This is a genomic window from Asticcacaulis sp. P2_B1, assembly GCF_056404915.1.
In genome coordinates this window covers 99,009-124,222 of the sequence record NZ_JBFUDD010000010.1, presented here as the reverse complement: position 1 = coordinate 124,222, position 25,214 = coordinate 99,009, and the positions used below count along the sequence as shown (strand labels likewise).

At 61.7% G+C, this 25,214-nt stretch carries 21 protein-coding genes, 1 tRNA gene and 1 pseudogene; 13 read left to right on the top strand and 10 right to left on the bottom strand.

The annotated features are described in order from the left end of the window. Positions 1–81 precede the first annotated feature (81 nt). The 3 genes from AC1DX3_RS18445 to AC1DX3_RS18435 all read left to right on the top strand — a co-directional run bounded on the left by AC1DX3_RS18445 (position 82) and on the right by AC1DX3_RS18435 (position 2,307). A complete protein-coding gene (locus AC1DX3_RS18445; protein ID WP_476990796.1) occupies positions 82–981 on the top strand; it encodes an SIMPL domain-containing protein in 900 nt (299 codons plus the stop codon). Positions 982–999: 18 nt separating this feature from the next. Beyond that, on the top strand, positions 1,000–1,329 hold the full coding sequence (locus AC1DX3_RS18440) for a ribonuclease E inhibitor RraB (protein WP_476990795.1): 330 nt from the start codon (positions 1,000–1,002) through the stop codon (positions 1,327–1,329). Between the two features lie 72 nt (positions 1,330–1,401). Further along, positions 1,402–2,307: an SIMPL domain-containing protein gene (locus AC1DX3_RS18435; protein ID WP_476990794.1), complete on the top strand. Its 906-nt coding sequence runs from the start codon at positions 1,402–1,404 to the stop codon at positions 2,305–2,307. A gap of 322 nt (positions 2,308–2,629) precedes the next feature. On the opposite strand, the gene AC1DX3_RS18430 is transcribed toward AC1DX3_RS18435, so the two are convergent. Then, positions 2,630–4,300, bottom strand: coding sequence for an EAL domain-containing protein (locus AC1DX3_RS18430; protein ID WP_476990793.1), 1,671 nt, complete (start codon positions 4,298–4,300; stop codon positions 2,630–2,632). Between the two features lie 219 nt (positions 4,301–4,519). Here AC1DX3_RS18430 and AC1DX3_RS18425 point away from each other — a divergent pair, with 219 nt between their 5' ends. The 3 genes from AC1DX3_RS18425 (at position 4,520) to AC1DX3_RS18415 (ending at position 7,798) form a co-directional block, all read left to right on the top strand. Beyond that, complete coding sequence (locus tag AC1DX3_RS18425) at positions 4,520–5,689, top strand: patatin-like phospholipase family protein (RefSeq protein ID WP_476990792.1); 1,170 nt, start codon at positions 4,520–4,522, stop codon at positions 5,687–5,689. Positions 5,690–5,889: 200 nt separating this feature from the next. Next, positions 5,890–6,786 carry an SEL1-like repeat protein gene (locus AC1DX3_RS18420; protein WP_476990791.1) on the top strand — a complete coding sequence of 299 codons (897 nt, stop codon included), beginning with the start codon at positions 5,890–5,892 and terminating at the stop codon, positions 6,784–6,786. Positions 6,787–6,832: 46 nt separating this feature from the next. Then, on the top strand, positions 6,833–7,798 hold the full coding sequence (locus AC1DX3_RS18415) for a hypothetical protein (RefSeq protein ID WP_476990790.1): 966 nt from the start codon (positions 6,833–6,835) through the stop codon (positions 7,796–7,798). 3 nt (positions 7,799–7,801) lie between these two features. On the opposite strand, the gene AC1DX3_RS18410 is transcribed toward AC1DX3_RS18415, so the two are convergent. Continuing rightward, entirely contained in the window at positions 7,802–9,169 is a 1,368-nt protein-coding gene (locus AC1DX3_RS18410) for a hypothetical protein (RefSeq protein WP_476990789.1), read from the bottom strand. A gap of 212 nt (positions 9,170–9,381) precedes the next feature. Between AC1DX3_RS18410 and aqpZ the strand changes: the two genes are divergently transcribed. Together aqpZ and AC1DX3_RS18400 are read left to right on the top strand one after the other, a co-directional pair. Further along, entirely contained in the window at positions 9,382–10,071 is a 690-nt protein-coding gene (gene aqpZ, locus AC1DX3_RS18405; protein WP_476990788.1) for an aquaporin Z, read from the top strand. Between the two features lie 116 nt (positions 10,072–10,187). Next, positions 10,188–10,262 (top strand) — tRNA-Val (locus AC1DX3_RS18400). Here the strand turns inward: AC1DX3_RS18400 and AC1DX3_RS18395 are convergent. From AC1DX3_RS18395 to AC1DX3_RS18385, 3 genes are read right to left on the bottom strand one after another with little or no spacing between them, the layout of a single operon-like run. Then, positions 10,241–10,549, bottom strand: coding sequence for a hypothetical protein (locus AC1DX3_RS18395; RefSeq protein ID WP_476990787.1), 309 nt, complete (start codon positions 10,547–10,549; stop codon positions 10,241–10,243). The two genes, AC1DX3_RS18400 and AC1DX3_RS18395, sit on opposite strands and share 22 nt — an antisense overlap. Further along, the gene (locus AC1DX3_RS18390) at positions 10,546–10,731 is read right to left on the bottom strand and encodes a hypothetical protein (RefSeq protein ID WP_476990786.1); all 186 of its coding nucleotides are present in this window, start codon (positions 10,729–10,731) and stop codon (positions 10,546–10,548) included. Before AC1DX3_RS18390 ends, AC1DX3_RS18395 begins: the two co-directional genes overlap by 4 nt. Then, positions 10,728–11,150, bottom strand: a complete 423-nt coding sequence (locus AC1DX3_RS18385; protein WP_476990785.1) for an NlpC/P60 family protein — start codon at positions 11,148–11,150, stop codon at positions 10,728–10,730. The genes AC1DX3_RS18390 and AC1DX3_RS18385 overlap by 4 nt, the downstream gene beginning before the upstream one ends. A gap of 247 nt (positions 11,151–11,397) precedes the next feature. On the opposite strand from AC1DX3_RS18385, the gene AC1DX3_RS18380 reads away from it, so the two are divergent. Beyond that, positions 11,398–13,647 (top strand): TonB-dependent receptor, encoded by a 2,250-nt coding sequence (locus AC1DX3_RS18380; RefSeq protein ID WP_476990784.1) that lies wholly within the window; start codon positions 11,398–11,400, stop codon positions 13,645–13,647. A gap of 82 nt (positions 13,648–13,729) precedes the next feature. Here AC1DX3_RS18380 and AC1DX3_RS18375 read toward each other — a convergent pair whose 3' ends face one another. Further along, entirely contained in the window at positions 13,730–14,656 is a 927-nt protein-coding gene (locus tag AC1DX3_RS18375) for an alpha/beta hydrolase family protein (protein WP_476990783.1), read from the bottom strand. 141 nt (positions 14,657–14,797) lie between these two features. Between AC1DX3_RS18375 and AC1DX3_RS18370 the strand changes: the two genes are divergently transcribed. Further along, positions 14,798–15,421 carry a glutathione S-transferase family protein gene (locus tag AC1DX3_RS18370; protein ID WP_476990782.1) on the top strand — a complete coding sequence of 208 codons (624 nt, stop codon included), beginning with the start codon at positions 14,798–14,800 and terminating at the stop codon, positions 15,419–15,421. A 24-nt stretch (positions 15,422–15,445) separates the two neighbouring features. Here AC1DX3_RS18370 and egtB read toward each other — a convergent pair. Both egtB and AC1DX3_RS18360 read right to left on the bottom strand, forming a co-directional pair. Next, positions 15,446–17,533: pseudogene (gene egtB, locus AC1DX3_RS18365) on the bottom strand (ergothioneine biosynthesis protein EgtB); the annotation flags it as partial. An 8-nt stretch (positions 17,534–17,541) separates the two neighbouring features. Then, positions 17,542–18,063 carry a DUF427 domain-containing protein gene (locus AC1DX3_RS18360; RefSeq protein WP_476990781.1) on the bottom strand — a complete coding sequence of 174 codons (522 nt, stop codon included), beginning with the start codon at positions 18,061–18,063 and terminating at the stop codon, positions 17,542–17,544. Between the two features lie 165 nt (positions 18,064–18,228). Here AC1DX3_RS18360 and AC1DX3_RS18355 point away from each other — a divergent pair, with 165 nt between their 5' ends. From AC1DX3_RS18355 to AC1DX3_RS18345, 3 genes are all read left to right on the top strand, one after another. Continuing rightward, a complete protein-coding gene (locus AC1DX3_RS18355) occupies positions 18,229–19,581 on the top strand; it encodes an FAD-containing oxidoreductase (RefSeq protein WP_476990780.1) in 1,353 nt (450 codons plus the stop codon). Continuing rightward, positions 19,578–20,972, top strand: a complete 1,395-nt coding sequence (locus tag AC1DX3_RS18350) for an MFS transporter (RefSeq protein WP_476990779.1) — start codon at positions 19,578–19,580, stop codon at positions 20,970–20,972. The genes AC1DX3_RS18355 and AC1DX3_RS18350 overlap by 4 nt, the downstream gene beginning before the upstream one ends. A gap of 96 nt (positions 20,973–21,068) precedes the next feature. After that, positions 21,069–21,365 carry a hypothetical protein gene (locus AC1DX3_RS18345; RefSeq protein ID WP_476990778.1) on the top strand — a complete coding sequence of 99 codons (297 nt, stop codon included), beginning with the start codon at positions 21,069–21,071 and terminating at the stop codon, positions 21,363–21,365. A 401-nt stretch (positions 21,366–21,766) separates the two neighbouring features. On the opposite strand, the gene AC1DX3_RS18340 is transcribed toward AC1DX3_RS18345, so the two are convergent. Next, entirely contained in the window at positions 21,767–22,225 is a 459-nt protein-coding gene (locus AC1DX3_RS18340) for a hypothetical protein (protein WP_476990777.1), read from the bottom strand. 84 nt (positions 22,226–22,309) lie between these two features. Next, on the bottom strand, positions 22,310–25,207 hold the full coding sequence (galA, locus tag AC1DX3_RS18335) for a beta-galactosidase GalA (RefSeq protein WP_476990776.1): 2,898 nt from the start codon (positions 25,205–25,207) through the stop codon (positions 22,310–22,312). Positions 25,208–25,214: the final 7 nt, after the last annotated feature.

The following is a 25,214-nucleotide window of genomic DNA, read 5'->3' as shown; positions in this document are numbered from 1 at the left end:
ACGGGTGCATAAGGAAGGCCTAAGTAGCGTTTGCGCCGTGCTCGCTCCGTGGTAGCCTTTGCCCGCAACAGGGAGAACATCATGAAACACTTTATCGGCCTGGCCGCCTTGGCACTGATCGCCTGCGCGCCGTCCTTCGCCATCGCCCAAACCGCGTCCGCCGCTGCGTCGTCACCCTACGACAAGGCGCCGTGGTGGATGAAGACTGGTGTCATTACGCAAACGGGTTATGTCTTCACCGAATTGCCCGCCAACCGAGCCACCTTCTCGGCGACCTTCCTCAGTGTCGACGACAGCGAGGACAAGGCCCAGGCCCTGGCGATCGAAAAGACCCGCGCCCTGCAGCAGGCTCTGGCCAAGCTGGGCAGCGACAAGATCCGCGTGACGACCACCTTCAGGATGCAGGCCCTGTACCAGCAGTACAAGGACCACGACGGCAACATGGTCGACAATGAACGCGGTGACAAGATCAACGGCTACGAGGTCTCGGTCGAGATCGCCCTTGAAGTTCGGGACATGGATCAATTGTCCAACGCCTATTCCCTGGTCATGGCGGCGGGCCCGAGTCACAGCCGCGCCATTAATTTCAGCCTGCAACCGGACAATGCCACCAATAGCTGGCTCTATACCGAAGCCGTCAAGGATGCCCGCACCCGCGCTGCCACCGCTGCCGACGCGGCCGGCGGCAAGCTGGGCGCCATCCAGTTGATCGACTCGACCGGCAGGGCGTGCCAGACCGATATCCTGGCCCGCGGCGCGCCGGCCGATGAGGACGCGACGGATTACATAGCCGCTACTGAGGTCGGGGCGCTTCCCGACAAATCAATCACCGAATCCCTGCAAAGGGTGTCTGGCGTCACGACTTCCCGCTTTGGCGGAACCGACGACCTGGAAGCCCGGGCGCTGGCCAATGCCTTTGTTCAGACTCCCCCCCTGAAAAAGCTGACGGCGACGGCCTGTGTGGTGTATGGGCTCAACTGATTGAGGCTGGAGTTACATATGATCCACTTTCCCGATGACGAAAACGGCGAAACCTTACGCGACATGCAGGCCGACGGCGACGACTTGAGTCTGCCGCGCGATATCGACTTTGCCGTTATCTTCGATTCGGAGGCCATGGCGCGCGCCTTTTACGACGCCATGGCCGGCGGCGACTGTCATCTCGAAATCGGACCTTATACCGACGACGATGGACGGGCGAAATGGGATGTCACCGTCACCTGGTTCATGTTGCCCGACCACGCCGAGATTACCGGCATTGAAAACACCCTGGCCGTCCTGGCCGCTCCGATGGGCGGACGCAATGACGGCTGGGGCTGTTTCTCGTAGCCGTGACGTCTTGCCGGCTTTGCGATCACAAAACCCCGTGTTAGCGTGCGCGCCTCAACACGGGGAGACATCATGAAAAAGCTTATCAGTATCGCCGCCTTGGCCGTCCTGGCGTTCGGACCGGCGGCGACCGCCGCCACAGCCCAAACGGCCGCTGCACCGCCCGTCAACACCTCGCCCTACGACAAGGCGCCGTGGTGGATGAAGACCGGGGTCATCACCCAGACCGGTTATGTCTTTACCGAAATCCCCGCCAACCGCGCCACCTTCTCGGCCACCTTCCTCAGCGTCGACGACAAGGAAGACAAGGCGCAGGCCAAGGCGATCGAGATGACCCGCGCCCTGCAGCAGGCCCTGGCCAAGCTGGGCAAGGACAATGTCCGCGTGACCACCAGCTTCTCGATGCGCACCCTCTATGAGCAATACAAGGACAAGAACGGCAACCGCATCGAGGATCAGCGCGGCGACAAGATCAACGGCTACGAAGTCTCGCTCAATATCGCCCTGGAAGTCCGCGACATGAGCGTGCTGGAAAAGGCCTATGCCCTGGTACTGGCAGCCTCGCCAACCTCGTCGCAGCCGATCTATTTCAGCCTGCAGCCCGACAATGCCACCAATACCTGGCTCTATACCCAGGCGGTCAAGGATGCGCGGACCCGCGCCGGCCAGGCCGCCGACGCCGCCGGCGGCAAGCTGGGCGGCATCCAGTTGATCGATCCAACGGGCCGGGCGTGCGCCACCGATATTCTGGCGCGCAACGCAGATGCCAGCCCGGATTACGGCAGTGCCCAAGAAGTCAGCTACGACAAGAGCTTGGCCTATGCGCCTCCGCCTCCTCCGCCCGCACCGATGATGTCCATGGCCGCGCCTGGTACGGCCGAATATCTCGAAGCCAAGGCCCTGGCCAATCCGTTCATCCAGACCCCGCCGCTGCAACGCCTGACGGCGACGGCGTGCGTTGTCTACGGCTTGAACTGAGCCAAAAGCGACACGAAGATCTTATACCGACGGCGCGTAATTTGACTTACCGCCGTCGGTCCCCGAAATGACCGTTGGTGAGAATCGGAGTAGTTGTGGCCCTATTCAGGGTAAAACCGGCACTCCGAATGGCCACCTGCTATTCGTGAGCGGAATTATTAAGCCTTTATGTCGGACGACAGCCCTTGAGTTGCGGCAATTTAAGGTTGCATTGTAACATCGCACGCGGCCCGCTGTTCGCCATTCGGAGTGCGGGTTTACCCTGAATAGGGCCACAGCTACTCCGAATTCTCGCGGCAATGAATTCTCGCGGCAATGAGCCTTACCCCCAGCTCTCGGTTTCGCCCTTCCGGCGCAGGCGCGGCATGGCCGCGGCCACCGGCTTGAAATTGGCTTCGGGTCTGCCGAACAGGTAGCCCTGGCCCAATGTGATGCCCAATTGCTGCGCCATGCCGGCCAGTTGCTCGGTTTCGATCATCTCACCGATGACCTGGCACCCCAGCTCTTTGGCCAGGACGGCGATCGAACGTATCAGGGCGCGCTCGCGCTTGGAGCTAAGCGCCGTCCTGAGGAAAGGGCCGTCGATCTTGATATAGTCGGCATCGAAGCGGCGCAGGTAATTATAGGCCGTGGCGCCGGAGCCGAAATCGTCGAGGCACAGCGAAAAGCCATGACCACGCAGGCTGTTGAGGAAGCGCGCCGCCGGTTCGATCTCCTCGATATGCGACGATTCCGTCAGCTCAAACAGCAGCCGTCCCGCCAGATTCTTATGGTTCTTCAACAGAACGGACAGGTCGCTGCAAAAACGCGGATTCTGAATCGAGGCGCCCGAAACATTGACGGCGATGCTGATGTCGTCGCGTTCGGCCAAGGCCGTAATGGCGCGGCGGCAGACGGCCAGGTCGACATCTATGATCAGGCCCAGCTGCTCGGAAAAGCGGATCGTTTCATAGGGTGCCGGATTGTCGACGAACCGCAGCAGGGCTTCGTAATGGTGGACCTGGCGGGAGGTGAGGTCGACCACCGGTTGGTAATGCAGCTGGAAATCATTGGCGGCGATGGTGGCGCGAATGTTTTCGCGGGTCGCCAGGGTATCCTTCATCTCACTGGCGACCATGTCTTCGAGCGAACGCGGTTCGCCGGTTTGTTGTGCCGCCGGAAAATTCTTCATGACGTATTCAAGCGCCTTGGCGACGCTGTTTTCATCGAGATTGCCGGTGACCAGACGGATGGTGGTAATATTCGGTTGGACGGCGGAAGATTTGACTCCGGCTGCCGCCAGGGTGGCGGACAGGCCTTGCTTGAGCGCTTTGTCGTCGATGTCGCCATTGCGCGACAGGATGGCGAATTCGTCGGCGCCGATCCGCCCCGCCATGTCAGGACTGGCCGCCTCGCAACGCAGCAGGGTGCCGATTTCGGACAGCAGTTGCGTCGAACGTGCCTGGGACAAACCTTCCATCGCCGCCGACAAGCCGCGCAACCCGATCAGGCGCATATTGCGCAACATATCGGCGCCGGCGCCGCTATCGCCGGGGCGGACGGCGCAATTGGCCATGGCCTGGAAATCTTCGGCGTTGAGCAGGCCCGTCGTGCCATCGCGCTCGGGCATGGTGGGCGCCAAGGACGCCGGCAACACCGACAGGGTTAGATAAAGGACCGACCGCCCCGGCAGGAAACAGGCGCCGAACGCCACGGGCGCCGGTTTGGCGCCGGGCGAGGGCAGGTTGAGCGCCACCGGCTCGATGCGGCCGGCGCGTTGCGCGCGGTCGAGGAGTTGTGCAACCACCAGGCGGTCGAGCGTGGCAAAAAGTTCCGTGACAGGGCGCCCCAACAGAGCTTCGGCGGAGGCCCCCAACAGGGTCTGAGTGGCGCCCGTGACATGCTGGATGACACCATCAAGGCGGGCTTCGATCAGCAGGTCGGCTGCGGCGAGGGAAAAAGCGATATAGCGGTCGCGTTGGCTGCGCAGATCGGACGTGACGTGGACGGTCATCGGTTTAAAATACCTGGGGTTGAGGTCGTGTCACCTGCCTTATGCGATTGGCCGCCGGACCGCGCATATGGATAACAAGACTAAACGTAAAAGCCTTAATGATCCGGTAATTTGCGTGGTGAAAAACAACCAAATGCGACCTCTATCATTGGCGGCGGTCGCCTTGAAAACGCCCTGTTGCAGCGCAATATAATGCCTGTCCCCCTTCGAGTACCTGTCATGTCGTTCGACCGCGAAGAACCCTACCACCCCCGCAACACGCTCAACCTGCCTTATCAGCAGACGGTCCTGGTCCTGCAGGGCGGTGGTGCGCTCGGCGCCTATCAGGCCGGCGCCTATGAAGTTCTGCACAATGAGGGTGTCGAACCCGATTGGATCGCCGGCATTTCAATCGGCGCCATCAATGCCGCCATCATCGCCGGCAACGCCCCGGACGACCGGATCCGTCATCTGCGCGCCTTCTGGAACGAGATATCGACCACCGTGCCGGGGCAGGCCCTGGCGCGGCAGCACGAAATGGCCGAGTTCAATTTCCGTCAGTTTAGCGGACTATGGAGCCTGGTCGCCGGCGTGAGGGGCTTCTTCCGTCCATGGTTCCTGCTGCCGTGGCTGAACAAGCCCGGCACGCCCGAGGCTATCAGCTTTTACGATACGGCGCCGCTGCGCGAGACCCTGTTGCGCCATGTCGATTTCGACCGCATCAACCATGGCGCCATGCGGGTTAGCCTTGGCGCCGTCCACATCAAGAGTGGCAACTTCACCTATTTCGACAACAGAGATACGGGTCGCGTCATCGGGCCCGAACATGTCATGGCCAGCGCGGCCTTGCCGCCGGGATTCCCTGCCGTGACGATCGACGGCGAAGCCTATTGGGATGGCGGGTTGGTCTCCAATACACCGCTCAGCTATGTCCTCGATGCCGGCGTCGCCAAGGACACCCTGATCTTTCAGATCGACCTGTTCAGCGCCGTCGGTCCCGAGCCCGCCACCATGGACGAGGTACTGGAGCGCATGAAGGACATCACCTATTCCAGTCGCACGCGCATGAACACCGACGCCTTCCTGGAAAAGTACCGCCTGCGTCACGCCATCCGCGCCCTGGCCGAACATGTTCCGCCAGAGGTGCGCGAACAGTTGTGCGGCGAAAGTCTGCCCGCGGACATCTATGACGGCCGTGTCAGTCTGGTGCACATCATCAACCGCGCCAACCGTCACGAGATCCAGTCGAAGGACTTCGAATTCTGGCGCGTTTCGATCGAGGAGCACTGGCAGGACGGCATGAAGGACGCCCGTACGGCCTTTGCCGCCCAGACCTGGCGCAGCTTCAGCGACCCCGCCACCGGTCTGGCCGTCTACGACTATATCCGGCCGGACAAGCGTCGCGAATGAAGATGCTGTTCAGGCCCGTTTTTTGCAGCTAAGATGGCTGCAATATAAAAACGGGGAAACGCAGCATGAAGCGGGTTATCACCACCGCTCTGTTGGTTATGACAATGTCGGCGGGCCATGCCCTCGCGGCGCCAAAGGCGCCTGCCAGGGCCGCGGCGCCCGCGCCACCCGCCGCGCCTAAAATTCCCCCAAAAGCGCCGATGACATTGGACGAGGTGCGCGCCGCCGCCGCGGCCGGCGATGCCGGCGCGCAGGCTGAACTGGGCCGCGTCTATTATGACGGCCTGGGGTCCGAGATCGATCACGCCCAGGCCTTTGAATGGTACGCCAAGGCCGCCGCGGCCGGTCACGTCCGGGCGCAGATGCAGGTCGCCGACATGTACAATGCCGGCGACGGCGTCCCGCAGGACCTCGGCCAGGCGCGTATCTGGTATCAAAAGGCAGCCATGCAGGGCCTGGCCAGGGCGCAATTCAACCTGGCCCAGATTTACGATCGCGGCCAGGGCGTGCCGGTTGACGAAAAAATGGCCTTTACCTGGTTCGCCAAGGCCGCCGCCCAAGGTCTGGCCGACGCGCAATATAATCTCGCCGTCATGTACGACCAGGGCCAGGGCACGCGTATCAACTATGTCCAGGCCGCCAACTGGTACGAAAAAGCCGCCGATCAGGGGATCGTCGATGCGCAATATAATCTGGCCATGATGTATGCGTCGGGCCAAGGCGTCATCCGTGACGACAAGGCCTCGACCTTCTGGCTGTTCGCCGCGGCGAAGCAGGGCCTATCGGCAGCGCAATATAACCTCGGCCTGGATTATCTGAACGGCAAGGGCGTGCCGCGCGACGAAGCCAAGGCCTATGATTGGCTGATCCTGGCGGCGCGGCAAAACGATCCTGACGCGCAATTCTATGTCGCGCAGATGTATCGTGACGGGCGCGGGACCAGCAAGAACCCGACCCAGGCCTATGCCTGGGCGACCCTGGCCTCGCGTCAGGGTCAGGCCGCCGCGGCCGACTATGTCCAGACGGCCGAAACGACCCTGACGGCCGAACAAAAGGCCGCGGCGCTGAACCTGACGGCCTCCCTGGTTCAAAACTGATACCAGCGCGACTTGCACGCTGCGCGATCACAGCTATAGTTATGCCATGAAGCTGCTGGTGCTGGGACAATCCAACTGCATCCTGAAGGACGGTTTTATTGCCGGCCTCAAAGCCGCCTTGCCCGATGCCGACATGGTCAACGGCTCGGTCGGCGCCGGACCGGGCGCACAGGTCGCCCGCCTGATGGCGACGGATTTTTCCATCTATGACGCGGTCATCTTCGACAGTCTGGTCAATGACGAAAATCTGGCGCGTTTCGTCGGCGGCCACCATTTCTACGCCACCTTGATGTTCCGCATTCTGTCGACGATCGCGGCGCAGACAGAGCTAGTCGTCGCCGGCTTCTGCAACAAACGCCATGCGAACGCACCATCCGAACACGAAAAATTGCAGCGGGAGACCTGCGCCAAGGTCGGCGGGCGTTTTGTCAGTCCGCGCGAAGTCCTGGCCGATGTCGCGGCGCCCTATGCCGACAACTATCATCTGACCGTGGAGGCGAGCATTGCCTTCGCCGGCCACGTCGCCAGGGCGGTTCTCGACACCGTTGCCGCGGTGCCCCGGCGCGACAAGACCGCCGTCCGCTCCTATGCCACCGAGTTCAGTACGATCGAACTGTCGTCGCCGGATTTCGATCCCCTGGGTCCGGTCGTCGAGCAAAGCACCAACCTGTTCCACCTGGCGTCGCGGCGGCTGGTGCCGGGCCAAAGGGTCGATCTCGGCCGGTCTTACCGCCTGATCGGCGCCTTGATCAATGCCTGGCAGACGCGGGCGCAACTGCGGCTCGATACCGACCCACCACGCGTCATCAGCATGATGCATAAACAGAGCAAGGGCTTGCAGATCAAATACCTGCCCTTTCGCGACGGCGCGGTCTGCAGTGCCGTGACCATCCAGATGGATGAGGATGCGCTGGTCGAAAACACGCCGCACGAGCTGAGCGACTATGATGGCGACCAGACCCCGTCAGTCAATCTCGGCAGCCTGGTTTATTGGAACGCCTCGGACAGCTGAGGCTCAGGCAACGACGTCCACCGCCTCCGGCGTGCTGCCTTGACGTTGCGCCACCCGTTCGGCGCGGGCGGCGGTCTCATCCTCGAAATGCTCACCCCGATTAAGGGCGCGTGTCGCGATGGCGCCGACGGCTCGCGTCGCCGCAAGCTCCCTGTCCCGGCAGAAACGCAGCTTGTCGAGATAGGCGCGCAACATACGCCGGCCGGAACTGCTGACGCCGCGATAGGTGTGTTTGATAACCCGGCGCAAAGGCGTATCGCGGAAATCAACCGTCCTGTCGACGCGCTCAAGCATGGCGCTCAGCGTGGCTTCGGCGGCCATGATGTCGCCTGTGTCGGTTTCGAACCGGGCCTTCATCAGGCTGTAATAGGCGTTGTCGGGATCGTGCATGAGGGCATAATCCAGGGCTTCGATCAGGCTTTGTGACGCCACCACACCTTCCCCCAGGGCGACGACGGTCGCGAAGGCGAAGGCTTTTTGCAGGGCGGGCAGGGCGATATCTTCGTCATAGAGGTCGGGCTCCGCCACGATGACGTCGATCAGGTCCGACGGCTCGGCCACGTCCAGGGGGGTCAACAACTCGCGTTCGCCGATCAGGGCGGCGACCCGGGAAAAACCGCTGACCCCGGCATAGATTTCCTGACACCGCGCCATCAGGACGATCTCGGCGAGGGCTTCGGCCAAACCGCTCCACGTCGGCGGCAGATAGTCCCGGGCCAACCGCAAGCCGGCTGTTCTGGCGAGAAGGCGGCAGGTTGTCATGTCCTGGCCGAAGACCAGCGGATATTTGCCCATGTCCAGCAATTGCAGGATGAACGCCTTGGCCAGGGGATAGCACAGCGCTTTTTGATTGAGCGTGCCGACCATGCGAAAGTCGCCATAAACGATGTCGCCGGCGCGCAGGTGCAGGGCAACCGAAGTGGCGGGGGTGGCGGCCGAACGCGCTGCCGCCATGGCGTCCATCAACATCGTGGAAAAGCCGATACGCTCAAAGGCGTCGCGATAGGCGGACGATGGAATCTCATTGGCGAAATCGATGAGATTGTCGAGCGGTTCCTGATTGACCCGCAGACCGCCCGGCGCGCTGGCGAGCGCCGCCCGCACAGCGTCTTGCGAGGCCCGCACCGGCAACAGGACCGGATAGTCCGTCCTGTCGAAGTGCGGCAGGTCGTGGTCAGTAAGAAATTCCGGCGCGAAGGTGACCAATTTGGATTCGATGCAATGGTGCTGAGTGCGCAAGGTCGGGTTGAGGCGCCACTGGAACTTGAAATCGACACCGAAAAACTCGGCCAGGACAATGGCGTTCAGCATGGCCTTCAGGCGCTCGCCCAGGCCGTCATTGCGCGCGGTGAGAAAGACTTTGCCGGTCATCTGCGAAGTTTACCACGCAGGCGATAGGTGTAAAGCGAAGCGGCGCTTCTGCCGATATCTCCCGCAAAATATTGCGCAATAAACCGCCTTTGCCGGAATCGCTGAGCGGTGTTACAACCCTTTAGGGTGACGCATCCAAGGCCGGCACGGGCGTTCCGGTCAGTGGTATAACCACACATGTTGTCCCCGCCTTGAACTCAGGAAGGACAATCATGAAAAAAGCATTCGCGGAACTCGTCGGCACCTTTGTGCTGGTCTTTTTCGGCTGTGGCGCGGCGGTATTCGCCGGCGATCAATCGGGTATGCTGCCGCTCGGCATCGCCTTCGCTTTCGGCCTGGCTATTGTCGCCATGGCCTACGGCATTGGCCCGGTGTCGGGCTGTCATGTCAATCCGGCAGTGTCGCTGGGGGCGCTGATCGCCGGCCGTATGGAACTGAAGGACTTCGTCACCTATGTCATCGCCCAGGTCATTGGCGCCATCCTGGGCGCGGCGGTCCTTTATGCCATCCTCTCGGGCAAGCTCGGCGGCTATGACGTCCATACAGCAGGCCTCGGGCAAAATGGCTGGGGCGAGGGCTATCAGGGCGGGTACGGTCTGGTGTCGGCCTTCGTCTTCGAAGTCGTCGCCACCTTCATCTTCCTGGTCGTCATCCTGGGTTCGACGCACAAGCTGGCGCCGGCCGGGTTCGCCGGCCTCGCCATCGGCCTGACCCTGACCGTCATCCATATCGTCGGCATCCGCATCACCGGCGTTTCGGTCAATCCGGCGCGTAGCCTGGCGCCCGCCCTGTTCGTCGGCGGCCAGGCCCTGGCCCAGCTCTGGCTGTTTATCGTGGCGCCCTTTATCGGCGCAGCGGCGGCGGGCACGCTGTTCCGCCTGGGCATACTGGAAGGCAAGTGAGCTTCGATGCCGGGCCGTCGCGGCGGCAAGCACCTGCAATTTTCCAAGAAAAGTTGTTGCCGGTGCTTGCTAAGCCGCGATGGCTTGGCTATACACCCGCTCTCTTCGGCACAGATGGGCGCTTAGCTCAGCGGGAGAGCACTACCTTGACATGGTAGGGGTCACAGGTTCAATCCCTGTAGCGCCCACCATCTGTGCCAGAAAAAGAGCGTCCGGTCCCGCCGGGCGCTCTTTTTTTGCCCGTATGGCAGGCCGCTATCCGCGCCTCCATCAAGGCGAACATCTGATTGAGGCAGGCCTTGGCCAAGGCACGCCTGCCGTCTCCCGCATAGGTCTTGGCGCGGCGTTCCAGCCCTTGCATCACCTTCACACAAGCCTCGCCATCCAGCGTTTTCAGCCCGAATCCGGTCGCTTCGACGACCTCGCCGTCGACGACGCCGAAACGTTGGGTGCCAGGAAAGGGAAGTATGACGGTCACGACGGCCTCCGGATAGCATCGCGGACCAGGTTCATGGCGCGGGCGCGGCTGAGAAAATAGCCATGGCGGTCGATCGCGTCCCGCCGGGCCTCGAGACTGGCCGCCCGGGCAGCGGCGTGACGATAAAAGGCGGCGTTGCGCAGATGGGCAATAGCCGACGGATCGGTCAGGCCCGGCCTCATGCCGTTGCCATGCGATAGGCGCCGGTGACATAGGGCCGCCAGCCGCGCAGCCAGCAGGTCGCGGTGGCATGGCCGAACCAGGGTCCGAAAACCTGGGCACAAGGATCGTCGACACCTTCGCCGCGGGTCAGGATGGCGACATGATGCGGGTTTTGCGGCCACGGCATGCAAAAGGTCACCAGATCGCCCGGCCGGGCGTCCGGCGGATCGATGACGTCGAACGGCAGCCGCCCGCCATCCCGCATCCAGTTTTCCGGCACATCGGCGCCGCTCAGCATGTTGATCAACGCCACGCAGTCGAAACATTTTCCGCGATCCGGCGCTGCCACATAGGGATGACGGTCGAAGCGTTTGGCTGTGGCCACGATCGCCGGACCGCGGGCCACAGGGTCGGTTTGAAAGCGGGTATGGGCGTTCATGGCGTTTCTCCGGAGCACGAAAACACCATATTACGAACAGTCGTAATTATCAAGTTTAATTATGAAAAAACATAATTCATCGATATTTCGTCAAATTTGCAACAGCCGATCCATATCGCCGCCATATGCTTGTCGCCATGTCACAAATCTGACATTCAATCCCCCAGGCGTTGAGTCTCCGATGACGGGAGACCTGCCCATCGGGGAAGTTGCGTTAGGGAATTGTCCGCTCAAAAAGGAATTCCGCATGGCTTCATATCGACTTACCCGGGCCCGCAAGACGCTTGTTCTGCTGGCGGGCGCTTCCACCCTCGCATGTGCCTGCGCCGGCGCCGCGTTCGCTGCCGACGAGACCGTTGCCTCACCGCCGCCCGACACGTCAACGACTGAAGTCATCATCACCGCCACCCGCCGCGCCGAACGCAACCGCGACGTCCCGGTGTCGGATTCGACCATTTCCGGCCAGAAACTCGATATCCTCAACTCCTCCGGTCAAGACATCCGCTTCCTGTCGGCGCGCGTGCCGGGCTTGCTGATCGAATCGAGTTTCGGCCGCACCTATCCGCGCTTCTATATTCGCGGTCTCGGCAATACCGATTTCGACGTTAATGCCGCCCAGCCGGTCTCGGTCGTCTATGACGATGTCGCCCTGGAAAACCCGATGCTGAAGTCGTTTCCGGTTTTCGACCTGGCCAATGTCGAAGTCCTGCGCGGTCCTCAGGGCACCTTGTTCGGCCGTAATACGCCGTCGGGTGTCGTCAAGCTCGATTCGGCCAAACCATCTGATACCTTCGGCGGTTACGGCAGCGTATCGTGGGGCACGTTCAACACCGTCAATGCCGAAGCGGCCATTACCGGCCCGATCGGCGACGGCTTCGCCTTCCGTCTGTCGGCGCTCAATCAACGCCGAGACGACTGGGTGACCAATACCAACACCACCGGCCTCGCCAAGCACAAGCTGGAAGGCTATGATGACAAGGCTGTGCGCTTCCAGTTGTCTTACACCCACGACAAGTTCGGTGCCTTGTTTAACATCCACGGCCGCACCCTTGACGGCACGCCGCGCGTCTTCCGCGCCGGCCTGTTCAAGACCGGTTCCAACGACTTTTCCGACGGCTTCGACATCGAGAAGGTCGCGCTGGATGGCGTGACCTCGCAATCCCTGTCCGAAAGCGGCGCCAGCGTCCGTCTCAACTACGATTTCGACTTCGGCACCCTCTATTCGACGACGGCCTATGAGCACGCCAAGGTCGAAAGCTCCGGCGACATCGACGGCGGCGACGTCTATACCTTCCCGCCGACCGGCCTGAACCAGGCCCTGTTCTTCAGCAGCACCGGCGGCACGACGACGCCCAACGAATTCAGCCAGGAACTGCGCTTCGAAACCAAGGCCTACAACAATATCCGCGGGCAATTCGGCCTCTACTATTTCAAGCAGACCCTCGACTATGCGGAACGCGACTTCACCCCGGCCGGTGTTGTCGATGCCGAGCTGTTCCATCACAATCACGCGACTAATTTCGGCGCCTTTGCTTCCGGCGAATGGAAGCCGACCGACGCCCTGACCATCCGCGGCGGCCTACGCTATTCTTCCGATAAAAAGACCGACAAGGTGAACGGCACGCCGGTCGCGACCTCGATCGTCCTCCCGGCGCAGTTGTCGGTGAAGGGCAGCAATATCTCGGGCGATCTTAGCGCCACCTATGTCGTGACGCCGAACCTCAACTGGTATGCGCGCTACGCCACCGGCTATCTTGGGCCCGCCATCCAGGACCGCGTCAATTTCGTCTTCGACAAGTCGGGCTTGAGCTCGGCCAAGGCCCAGACCACGGCGTCGATCGAAACCGGCGTCAAAGGCGCCTATTTCGCGCACAAACTGGCCTTCGACGCGGATGTCTACTCCTATACGACGCGCAACATGCAACTGACCGCGGTCGGCGGTACAGCCAATTCGGCCCACCTGATCAACGCCAAGAAGGCGATCGGTTATGGCGCAGAATTCGACCTGACCGCCCATCCGGTTCAGCCTCTGCTGATCACCGTCGGCGGCAGCTACAACTTCACCGAAATCAAGGATCCGACCATCGCCGTCGGACCTTGCGGCGCGCTGTGCACCATGATCGACGCGCTCGACAGCGACGGCAATGCCATTATCAACGGCAATCCCTTGCCCCAGGCGCCGAAATGGGTCGGCAACTTCACCGCCAAATACAGCTGGCCGCTGGCCAATGGCAGTCAGATCTATGTCTATACCGACTGGGCCTATCGCTCGAAGATCGACTATTTCCTCTACCAGGCCAAGGAGTTCATCGGCAAGCCCGAGACCATCGGTGGCCTGCGCGTCGGCTATCAGACGCCGAACGGCCTGGAAGTCGCGGTCTTCGTGCGCAACATTACCAACGAGATCCGTGCCGAAAGCGCCATCGACTTCAACAACCTGACAGGCATGGTCAACGATCCGCGCACCTACGGCATCGCTATCCGCAAGGCGTTCTGATCATTGTGAACAACCCTACGAAAAAGCGGTCCGGAGTCTCTCCGGGCCGCTTTTTCGTGGCCGTGCCCTACAGCAAGAATCTTCACCGCAAATAGGTGCTGAACCAGTCCAAGATTGCGGCGTCGCGCCGGTCGGCGGCGTTGTGCAACATGTGGTCGCCACCGGGTACCACGATCAATTTATGCGGCCGGCCGAGCGCCGACAAACGCGCATCCAGCGCTATCGCCTCCGCTACAGGTACACGCTTGTCGGCGTCACCCTGCAGGATCAGGAGCGGGGCATGCAAGTCTTCCGCCCAGGCGATCGCCGAGCGGTCGCGATAGGAGTCGGGACGACCGGACGGCGTGCCGCCGACCAGATTCGATATCTTGTGTTGTGTCGGCAGGTCGAGCTTCGACCAGGCGTCGCCGAGATCGGCCGGGCCGCTGACCACGACCGCGGCTTTCAGCGCCAGGCCACTGTGCATGGCGACATAGGTTTCCAGTCCGCCGCGGGAAAAACCCAGCATGGCGACACGTTCGGGATCGGCCATTTTTAGCCGCCGCGCGATGGGCAGGAGGTTGGCGATGTCGTCGACATCGGCGCCGCCGTATTCGTCCTTGTCACGATAGTCGCTGGCCAGGATGACGACCTGCCCGCGCTCGGCCAGGGACGCCAGATAGGTCAGAACCGGCCCACCGATGCGGTCGCCCTTGCCGGCGCCGCCATGGGCGAACAGAACCACGGGCATTGGCCCGGCCGCGCCGGCGGGTATGACGGCGTAGCCGGTAACGGCGAACCGGTCGGTGCGGTAAGACAACCGATAGAGGTCGGCCTCGGTCCCAGCCGGCTTGGCCAGGGCCGTCACGGCGATGATGGCGCCGTCTTCCCGGGTGTCGGTATCCACCGTCAGGGGCAGGTGGCTTTGGTCCGGACTCACGGCGGGATCGCCATGGGCATGGCATGCCGATAACGGCGCAATACCCGCTGCCAGGGCACACACCATTGCGATAGTTTTCGTCCGGATCATGACAGGGCTTCCGATAATAAGCCTGTTGGCATCGCATCGCTGCGACATGAGGTCAATAAAAGCTTGATCACATCGGGCGGGAGCGTTTACGCCGTCACAGCGGTAATATGAAGCAGACCCACCAAGAAGGCAGGCAAGCCGATGTTGCGGATATTGGGTAAATCATCCTCGATCAATGTGCGCAAGGTCTTGTGGACCTGCGCCGAACTAGCGATCGACGCCGCCCGGGAGGACTGGGGTTCCGGCTTTCGCGCCACGGACACACCGGAATTCCTCGCTCTCAATCCGAACGCCATGGTACCGGTCCTGATCGACGGCGATTTCGTATTGTGGGAATCCCATGCCATCATACGATACCTGTGCGCGGCCTACGGCGGCGGCGCACTCTATACGGCGGCGCCGCGGGATCGAGCGCGAATCGATCAATGGATGGACTGGCAGGCCACCGAGTTGAACACGGCGTGGCGTTATGCCTTCATGGCCCTGGTGCGCCAATCGCCGGCGCACCAGGACGCCGCTCAGATGGCCGTCGGTTGCGACGGCTGGAACCGGCATATGGCGATCGTCGACCGGCAACTTTCCGCAACCGGCGGCTACATAGCTGGCAGCGACTTTTCCCTGGCCGATATTTCGGTTGGCCTGTCGGTGCACCGCTGGCTGATGACGCCGATGACCCGTCCGAACCTTCCGGCCGTGCTCGCCTATTATGATCGCCTGAGCGAGCGTCCCGGGTTCATGCGTTTCGGGCGCAACGGCGTGCCCTAAATCGGCTTGGCAGCCCGGTCGCGCTTAGGCCGTCAGGCTGAAAATGCCGAATTCAGGCGCGGGGCTGATCCATTGCGCGTCGATGCGCCAGCCGGACTCCGCCGTCAGCCGGCCAAGCGACGCTAGGGTGAACTTGTGCGAATTTTCGGTATGGAAACGCTCGCCCGCCTTGAGGGCGAAGGCGTGGCCGGCGGCCTTGACGATCTGATCGCTCTTCGACACCAGGTGCATTTCCATGCGCTCATGGTCGGAATTCCAAACGGCCAGGTGATCGAAGGCATTGACGTCGAAATTGCCGCCCAGCTCGCGGTTGATGCGGACCAGCAGGTTCTTGTTGAAGCGCGCCGTCACGCCCGCGGCATCGTCATAGGCGGCCACCAGGGTCGCCTCGTCCTTGACCATGTCGGCGCCCAGGATCAGCCGCGCCCCGGCGCCCAGCATTTTCCGCACGGTGCGCAGGAAGGCCGTCGCCTCGGTGTGAGTGAAATTGCCGATGGTTGAGCCCGGGAAGAAGCCGACCAAAGGCCGGCCCCTCAGGGTGGTCGGTAGCTCGACCTCGGCGCTGAAATCGCCGACAACCGGCGTCACCGACAGCTTGGGATAGGCGGCCTTCAGGCGCAAGGTGGCGTGACGCAGGGCGTCCTCGCTGATGTCGATCGGCACATAAGCCGCGATCTGCGGGGCGGCATCGAGCAGGAGGCGCGTCTTGTCGCTGGCGCCACTCCCGAATTCGACCAGGACCGCGTCGGCCGGAATATCGCCGGTCAGGTCGGCCGCGATCCGCGTCAGAAGCGCGGTTTCGGTCCGCGTCGGGTAATATTCCGGCAGCCGGCATATGTCTTCGAACAGGTCGGACCCGGCGCCATCGTAGAAATATTTCGGCGACAGGGTCTTTTGCCGCGCCGACAGGCCCTTGACAACATCGGCGGCGAAGGCGGGGTCCGAGCCGTCGATCTCATGGCGGCCGGCGGCGATGTCACGCGCCAGGCGAACGCCGGACCTCATCCAGCGCTGGTCCGGTTTGAAGAAGTTGCGGTAGGTCGGGCGCGTATGGCCGGGCGGCGTGAAACTGGCGCCGCCGCGCAGCACCATCTGGCCGCTCATGAACTTGCCGTTATATTCACCGACCGCGCCGGCGCCGGGGTGAAATCCGGGATAGGGCAGGTAGGCGCTGTTGGTCCACTGCCAGGCGACATTATCGACCTGATCAAGCACGCCGTCATGGGCGGCGGCTTCCCACTCGGCTTCCGTCGCCAGTCGCGCCCCAGCCCAGCGGGCAAAGGCATCGGCCTCGTAGAAACTGACATGGGTGACCGGCGCGTCGGCAACAACGGAGTTCAGCCCGCGCAGGCTCATTTCCCGCCATGTGTCGCCATCTCTCTCCCAATAGGAGGGGGCGTCCCAACCCTGGGCCTGGACCTGGGCCCAGCCGTCCGATAGCCACAGGTCCGGCCGGCTGTAACCGTCGTCGGCCATAAAGGCCAGCCATTCGCCATTGGTCACCAGGCGGTCGCTGATTTCGAACGGTTGCAACCATGTGCGATGGCGTGGACTTTCATTGTCGAAGGCAAAGCCTTCACCCATATGCCCGGTCTCGACCAGGCCGCCGGGACGCAGCAGGAAGCGCCCCGTTCTGCCGCCACTATCGGCCGGCAAGGCCTCGTCATAGGCGGGTTTGAGCGGGCTTTGCGCCAGCAAATGCAGGACATCCATCAGAATCAATTCCTGATGTTGCTCTTCGTGGGCAATGCCGAGCCGGACCAGATCTTCGGTTTCTAGCGCCAGACCTCCGTCGAGCAGGCGTTCCATATGGCTGTCGACATGGGCGCGATAGGCCAGGACGGCATCAAGCGACGGGCGAGTCAGCAGGCCGCGCTGTGCCCGCGGCTGACGCGGCCCCAGGGCTTCATAATAGGAGTTGAACAGATAGGCGAAGCTGGGATCGAAGACGGTATAGCCGTCGCGGCCGCTCAACAAAAAGGTTTCGAAAAACCACGTGGTGTGGGCCAGGTGCCATTTGACCGGGCTGGCGTCGGGCATGGACTGGACGACCATGTCTTCCTGGCTCAACGAAGCGATCAGACTCTCGGTGTGCCGACGCATTGCCTTGTAACTACAGACTAATGTCCAGGGCTTGTCGGGGGTCCAGGTGTCGGAGTTAACGCCCGTTTTCGGGTAGTGAACGCTGTCCATGACTTTTGCCTTCCCTTTAAGGACGCCATTCCGGCAGGAAAATCGTAAAGTTTAAATGTGAGACGCCTACAGAACGTCGATGGAATCGACGCGATTGGGTAAAAGGCCAGGTAATCCTTGATGGCCGCCATACTGTCATAAGGCGCTTCGTAGGACCAGACGGCATTGACCGAGCGACCGCCGCCGATCGGTATGGAGTAGTAGGAACAGTCGCCCTTATAGGGGCAGTAGGTGACATTGTCGGTGCGCGTAAGCAAGGACGTGTCAGCATGCTGACGCGGGACATAAAGAACCGCGGGGTATGAGGCTTCCTGCAGGGACAGGGCTTCGGTGGTGTCGACAACGGTCTTGCCACCGGCCTTGACGACGACCCGGCCGGTTACCGGCGTGATCGCAATAGGATGGTCGGGGCCTGGACTCTTGACAGGCTTGTCGGTCATGACGGTCATGGCGTGCACTCCTCGGCTGCGGATGGACATTAGATGGGACGCCGATCGGGACGTGCCACCCACAATACCGTCACTGCTGACAGAATCTGGTTCATCCGCGCATCCCCGGCTGTATTTTTATGCCGGCGGGCGTAAAGCTGCGGAACCACGCAAGGGAGCCAAATCATGCAAACCTTTGACGCCATTATTGTCGGAGCCGGGCAGGCGGGACCGCCCCTGGCCGAGCGCCTGACCCAGGCCGGCCAGTCGGTCTGCATCATCGAACGTCACCTGTTCGGCGGCACCTGCGTCAATACCGGCTGCATGCCGACCAAGGCCCTGGTGGCTAGCGCCTATGCCGCTCATCTGGCGCGGCGTGGCAGCGATTTCGGTGTTGTCACCGGCGATATCTCCGTCGACATGAAGACGGTCGCCAAGCGTTCACACACCGTCACCCTGAACGCCCGGTCGGGCATCGAAAAGTGGCTGCAAAGCCTTAACAATTGCACCATCATGACCGGCCACGCGCGCTTCGACAGCGCCCATGTCCTGACGATCAACGGCGAGCAGATCACGGCGCCGAAGATTTTCCTCAATGTCGGCGGCCGGGCGTCGATCCCCGACATGCCGGGTATCGCGGACGTGCCTTATCTGACCAATAACAGCATGGTCATGCTCGATCGCCTGCCCGAACATCTTGTCATTATCGGCGGCAGCTATATCGCGCTCGAATTCGCCCAGATGTACCGCCGCTTCGGCGCCCGGGTTACCGTCATCGAGAAGGGCGAGAAGCTGATCGCCCGCGAAGACGTGGATATCTGTGATGCCGTGCGCGACATCCTCGAAGCCGAGGGCGTTGTGGTCCACACCGGCGTGGCCGATATCCGCCTGACGAGGCACGAGCAAGGCGTCAAGGTCACAATCGGCGATGAGGACATCATCGGCTCGGACCTTCTGGTCGCCACCGGCCGCAAGCCCAATACCGATGATCTCGGCCTGGACGCCGCGGGAGTAGAGCTCGATGCCCGCGGCTATGTCAAGGTCGGCGACGACCTTCAGACCAACGTGCCGGGTATCTGGGCCATGGGCGACTGCAACGGCCGCGGCGCCTTTACCCACACGGCCTTCAACGATTTCGAGATCATTGCCGCCAATCTGCTCGACGGCGACCACCGCAAGGTCAGCGACCGGATCCTCGGCTATGCGCTTTATATCGATCCGCCGCTCGGCCGCGTCGGCATGGGTGAAGCTGAAGCCAGGAAGGCGGGCCACAAGGTCCTGGTCAGCAAACGCCCGATGACGCGTGTCGGCCGCGCCGTCGAAAAAGGCGAGACGCAGGGCTTTATCAAGATCGTCGCCGATGCCAAAACACACAAGATCCTGGGCGCTGCCATCCTCGGCACCGGCGGCGACGAAGCCATTCACGGCGTGCTCGACATGATGAATGCCGGCGTCACTTACGATGTGCTGCAATGGGCGGTGCCGATCCATCCGACGGTTTCGGAACTGTTGCCGACGGTTCTGAAAGGCCTGAAATGACGGCTAAGACGCCCCACGCGCCATGGATATTGACAGCTACTATCCTGGCCTCCAGCCTGTCCTTTATCGACGGTTCGGTGGTCAATGTCGGCCTGCCGGCGATCGGCGCCGATCTCAAAGCCTCAACCGCCGACCTGCAGTGGCTGATCAATGCCTATCTGTTGCCCTTGGGGTCACTCCTTCTGCTCGGCGGAGCGGCCGGCGACCGCTATGGCCGCCGGCTTTTGCTGGTTGTCGGCACAGGCCTGTTCGCGGTGGCGTCTTTGGGCTGCGCGTGTGCGCCGAACCTAGTGTGGCTACTGGCGTCACGGGCTCTGCAAGGCGTCGGCGCGGCCATTCTCTTACCCAACAGCCTGGCGATTTTGGGCGCCTCGTTCAGCGGCGAGGCCAAGGGCCGGGCGGTCGGCATATGGGCCGCGGCGGGCGCCGTCATGGGCGCCATAGGCCCAGTGCTCGGCGGCTGGCTGATCGACACGATCGGCTGGCGCTCTATCTTCCTGATCAACCTGCCGCCGGCCCTTGGGGCCATTGCCCTGGCCGTGGTCTTCATCAAGGACGTCGCTGCCAAGCCGGATGCCCCGCCGCTCGATTGGCTGGGCGGCGTGCTGGCGACGGCGGGCCTCGGCGCCATCACCTGGGGGCTGACTCTCGGCACGGGACCGGGCGGCTGGACCACCACGGCGATTATTGCGGTGGTCATGGGGGCCATGTTGAGCGCCGCTTTCCTGTGGGTTGAACACCGGCGCGGTGACAAGGCGATGATGCCGCTGGCCATGTTCGGCTCGCGCACCTTTGCCGGCCTGACCCTGCTGACCCTTTTGCTCTATGGCGCGCTTGGCGCCCTGATGGTGCTGGTGCCCTATGTCTTGATCACGGCCGCCGGCTATTCCGGCACCGGCGCCGGTGCGGCCCTGTTGCCGTTTGCCGTCATCCTGGCTTTGGCATCGCCGCTCATGGGCGGTATCGCCGAAAAGATAGGGCCGCGCCTGCCGCTGACGATTGGTCCTTTGATCGTCGCCGGCGGCTTCGCCCTGCTACTCAGGATCGATGGCCACGCCACTTACTGGACCGAGGTTTTTCCCGGCATCTTCGTCCTGGCCACTGGCATGGCGGTGGCCGTGGCGCCCCTGACCACGGCCGTCCTGTCCTCGGTCGACGACAGCCATACCGGCTCGGCCTCAGGTCTCAACAGCGCCGTGGCCCGCACCGCCGGCATGATCGCCACCGCGCTTTTGGGGGGCGTGCTGGGCACCGCCGGGCAAGAGCTGATCGCCGGCTTTCATGGGGCACTCATTCTGTGTGCCATCGCCTGTGTTGCCGCTTCGGCCAGCGCCTTTTTCCTGATCTCGAAAACGTCCGCCGGCAACGCCGGTAAAATTAAACAGGGTTAATCCAACGGCAAATTTTGTTAACCATCTGATTCAAATAGATAATTTACAACTCTTACGTTAGAGTCTATACTCGTTGCGGAAGATAGGAGAGCGGAAATGCAGAATATTCGTGAACGTATCGATCATGCGGTCGAAGTTTTCCGTCAGACCGGCCGGCATGACATCATGATAGGCCTTACGCACGCCGATTGGGATAAGCTTTGCGCTATCCTGATCAAGGTGGCGAATTCGACCCACGAAGATCCACTTCTGACCAAGAACAGCTATCGCGGCGTGCCGATTATCGGTTTGCACGACGGCGAGAAGAGCTTTGTCGGGCATGACCACGCCAGCGGACATGAACGCCGGTTCCCCCTTGACGCGCTCCAGCCGCTGGAATTAGAGCCCGCCTGAGGCAGCGGTTCACAGCCTTTTCGGCACACGCCCTGGCGCTGCCCAAAGATCTGTGTCCAGCACCAAACGGTCGGGAATTAAAAATATTATCTCTCTCTATATATATATCAATAGAGTAGCTCTATTTTAGCACAATATCCCCCCATGCTGGCTAAACGCATTCTAGGAAGCTGATAAAAACATGTCAGGCTTGCCCTGCTATGTCAGTAAGAAAGTACGATAAATAGTAAAATTATTTCATGTATCGCAATCTGCGCGGTATAATATTATTTTCCGACCACGCACTCCATAGATCGAAAATCTCAATCTTTTCTCTGCCAACCCATTTTACAGTCCCCTCGGCCACTCTATATCTCCTATCGGTGGGAACCCAAACCGGGCGATCAAAATGAACCAAGCGGTCAAATGACGCTGATGGCGCCTTCGTCGGCGCGGGGCGGTCCAAGCTTTCCAAGACCGGCCAGGAAACCGCCACGGTCGGCCGACAGGACCCATCCCACGGCTTCGTGGTAATCGCTGAAAAAGCAGATCGTCTCGTTCGGAAACTGCGGGGAAATCTCCGGCAGCCGGAGTTTCTCGAAGGCATGCCGGGGCAGGACCGCAACGTGCGAATGATAGCTTATGCCGGCGGTCCATTCCGCCCATCGCCGGGCCAGTTCAGCCAAATGGACGTCTTCCAGATAGCCTTCGTACCGGCGGAAGTCGTTGACACGGTTATAGGTCCAGGGCGCGGTCAAATGGCTGTAAGCATTGATCAACAGATCGACAAGCACGGCGCCGGGAATGTCGCCGATAGGTCTGACGATGATGATCCTGTCATCATCGTTCACTATGAAATTGAACCGGTACCGAATGGCCATATCGCTATCCCCAGGCCTTCAGCCTACCTCCAAATAGTTTGAAAATTACTACTCAGCTTTCGGCCGCATTCGCCCGCGCACGCCCTAATCGATATCCAACCTGACAGCCGCACTTTTCAGCCCGCCGGTCGTGGCGGTTACGGTCGCGACGCCCGTCTCACCGGTCGATTGGACGATAAGCTGAGCCCAGCCATTGAAGGCGCTGCGCTGCCACGGTTCCGCCGGCGTGGTGACCCGCAGCGTTCCCCACTTGGTCATGCCGACCGAGCGGTCAAACATACCCTGGACGCCGCCTTGCGGTGTCGGCAGGACATAGGTCACGCTGTTGTCGTCCTTTATCAGGGCCGGATCCAGTTCGACAACCAGGGCGCCATCGATCACCTTGGGGGAGACCAGCTCGCCGTTGATATAGACCTTTTGCGTGGCATCCAGCGCTTCGACAAACAGAGCGACCTTATCGCCCCCCTTTGTGGCCGGTCGCGCAAACTGGCCGCGCAGAACCAGTCCCTTGGTCACTGGCGGCTGGGCTTCCGGCGGCAACCACTGAGAAGGATCGCGCCAAGCCGAGGTATCCACAGACACGCCCGTCGCGGCGCCGCCGTCGAGACTGTCGATCGCCAATGTCCGCCAGCCGGAAACGGACGAAAACGCATAGCGTTCGGCCGGCTTGTCGGCTTCATGTGAGGCTGGATCGCCGTTACCGACGCCGATAATGCGGACCGGGCCGCTGGTTTCGAAATGGACCAGGTTATCGGCCGTCGGCACAATCCGGCCGGCCTTGTCGACGATATTGACCCAGATGACCGATATATCGCTGCCATTGGCCCGCAACGCCTTGGTGTCCGGCACAAGCTGTACGGCGGCCGCATCACCCGTGGTCACGACCTCGGTCGACACCACCAATTTTCCGTCGCGATAGGCCTTGGCGCTCAGCTTGCCCGCCTTATAGGGTACGCTCCAGGCCAGATGGGAGTCCTTGACCATGGCCTGCCGGCCCAGCGACTTTCCGTTGAGGAACAACTCGACGGCATCGCCATTGCTATAGACGCGGACATCGATCGCCTGGCCTTCGCGTCCCTGCCAATTCCAATGCGGCAGGATGTGGACCATGGGTTCCGTCATCCACACGGACTTGAGATAATAGGCCGTGTCCTTGAGCACGCCTGTCGTATCAAGCATACCGAACTGTGACGAAATCGCCGGCCAGCCGAACGGTGTCGTCTCGCCGCGGTAATCGAAACCGGTCCATACGAACATGCCTGACATCCACGGCCGCGCCTGCACCCGGCGCCAGCCTTCCTCGATGCTCAGGCTGTTGCCGGGCCGCCCCTGGCGATCATAGGCGTTCAGGTGCGAATGGGCGGTGTCGTCGAAGTAGATACCGCGCGTCGTCAGGGTCGAACCCTCCTCGGTCATGATGGCCGGCTTTTCGGGATGGGCGGCGTGAAAGGCGTCGACATCGTGCTGGGCGCCGTAATTGAAGCCGATGACATCCGCGCCAAGCGACACCCCGCCGCCCGAGCCGCTGGCCGCAAGTGTCGTGCGCCGTGTCGGATCCAGGCGTTTGACATGGTCCTGCATTTCGATCGCCAGATGGGTGCCCAGATCGCTCCATTCCAGGGCCCATTCCTCGTTGCCGACGGACCAGATCATGACGCTGGGGTGATTGCGGTCACGGCGGATCATCCTGTCCAGCTGGCCCTCGATCTCCGGCGTCGTGCCCATCGTACGGTTCTCGTCAATGACCAGCATGCCCAGCCGGTCGGCCTCGTCCAGCAGTTCCGGCGTCGCCGGATGGTGGGAAACGCGGTAAGCATTGACGCCGAACGACTTCAACTGTTCCAGACGCCAGGTTTGCAGCCCGTCGGGCAGGGCGACGCCGACGCCGGCATGATCCTGGTGGTTATTGGTGCCTTGCAGCTTTACGTTCTTGCCGTTGAGAAAGAAGCCCTTGTCGGGATCGAAAACGACGGTGCGGATGCCGAAAGGCGTGTCATAGCTGTCGACGACATGATCCCCACGCACAATCGTCGTTCGCAGCCGGTACAGGTTGGGCGTTTCCAGGGACCATAGCTGCGCCTGGTCCACCGTTAGAGCTGAGCTGACATCAGCGGTCGTCTTGGCGCCGGCCGTCAGGCTTGCCGACTCGGCGGTCGCGACCTGGCGGCCATCGGGACCGAACAGTTCCTGCCGGAGCGAAAAGGTCTCGTCGCTCTTGGCGTCGTTCTGCACCTCGACATCGATATCGACTGTTGCGTTGTCGCCATCGACGGTCGACCGCACGAAGGTACCCCACTGGGCGACGTGCAGGGTATCCGTCTTGGTCAGCCAGACATGGCGGTAAATGCCCGCGCCCTCATAAAACCAGCCTTCCTCCACGGTGGCGTCAGCGCGCACCACGATGACATTGCGGCCACCATAATTGACGTAATCGGTAATGTCGTAGCGGAACCCGCTATAGCCGCTGGGTTCGGTGCCCATATAATGGCCGTTCACCCAAACGACGCTGTCGCGATAGACGCCGTCGAACTCCAGCGAAATCCGCCGCCCCTTGTCCGAAGCCGGGATGTCGATCACCTTGCGGTACCAGCCGACACTATTCTCCGGAAAAGCCTGGCCGATGGCTTTCGACCCGTGATTGGTGTTGCCCTTTGCATCGAAAGGCAGTTCGACCGCCCAGTCATGCGGCAGGTCGAGCTTGCGCCACGCGCTGTCGTCAAAATTCACATCGGCCGGTCCGTCGCCATAACCCGCCTTGGCAAAGAAGAAGGGACGCTGTCCGTATTGAAAGTCCTGCTTGGGGTCTTTGGCGTTGCCGAAGGCGAAACGCCAGTCCTTGTCGATATTGATGCGATCGCGCACGCTTGCCGCCTGAACCTGGGAAGCCGGCTCCGCGGCGCCAGTGCCAGATACCGGGACAACGACCGGGGCCATCAATATCAGGGCGAGCATGACCATCCCCGCGCGCAGACCTAAACCCATCGGTATC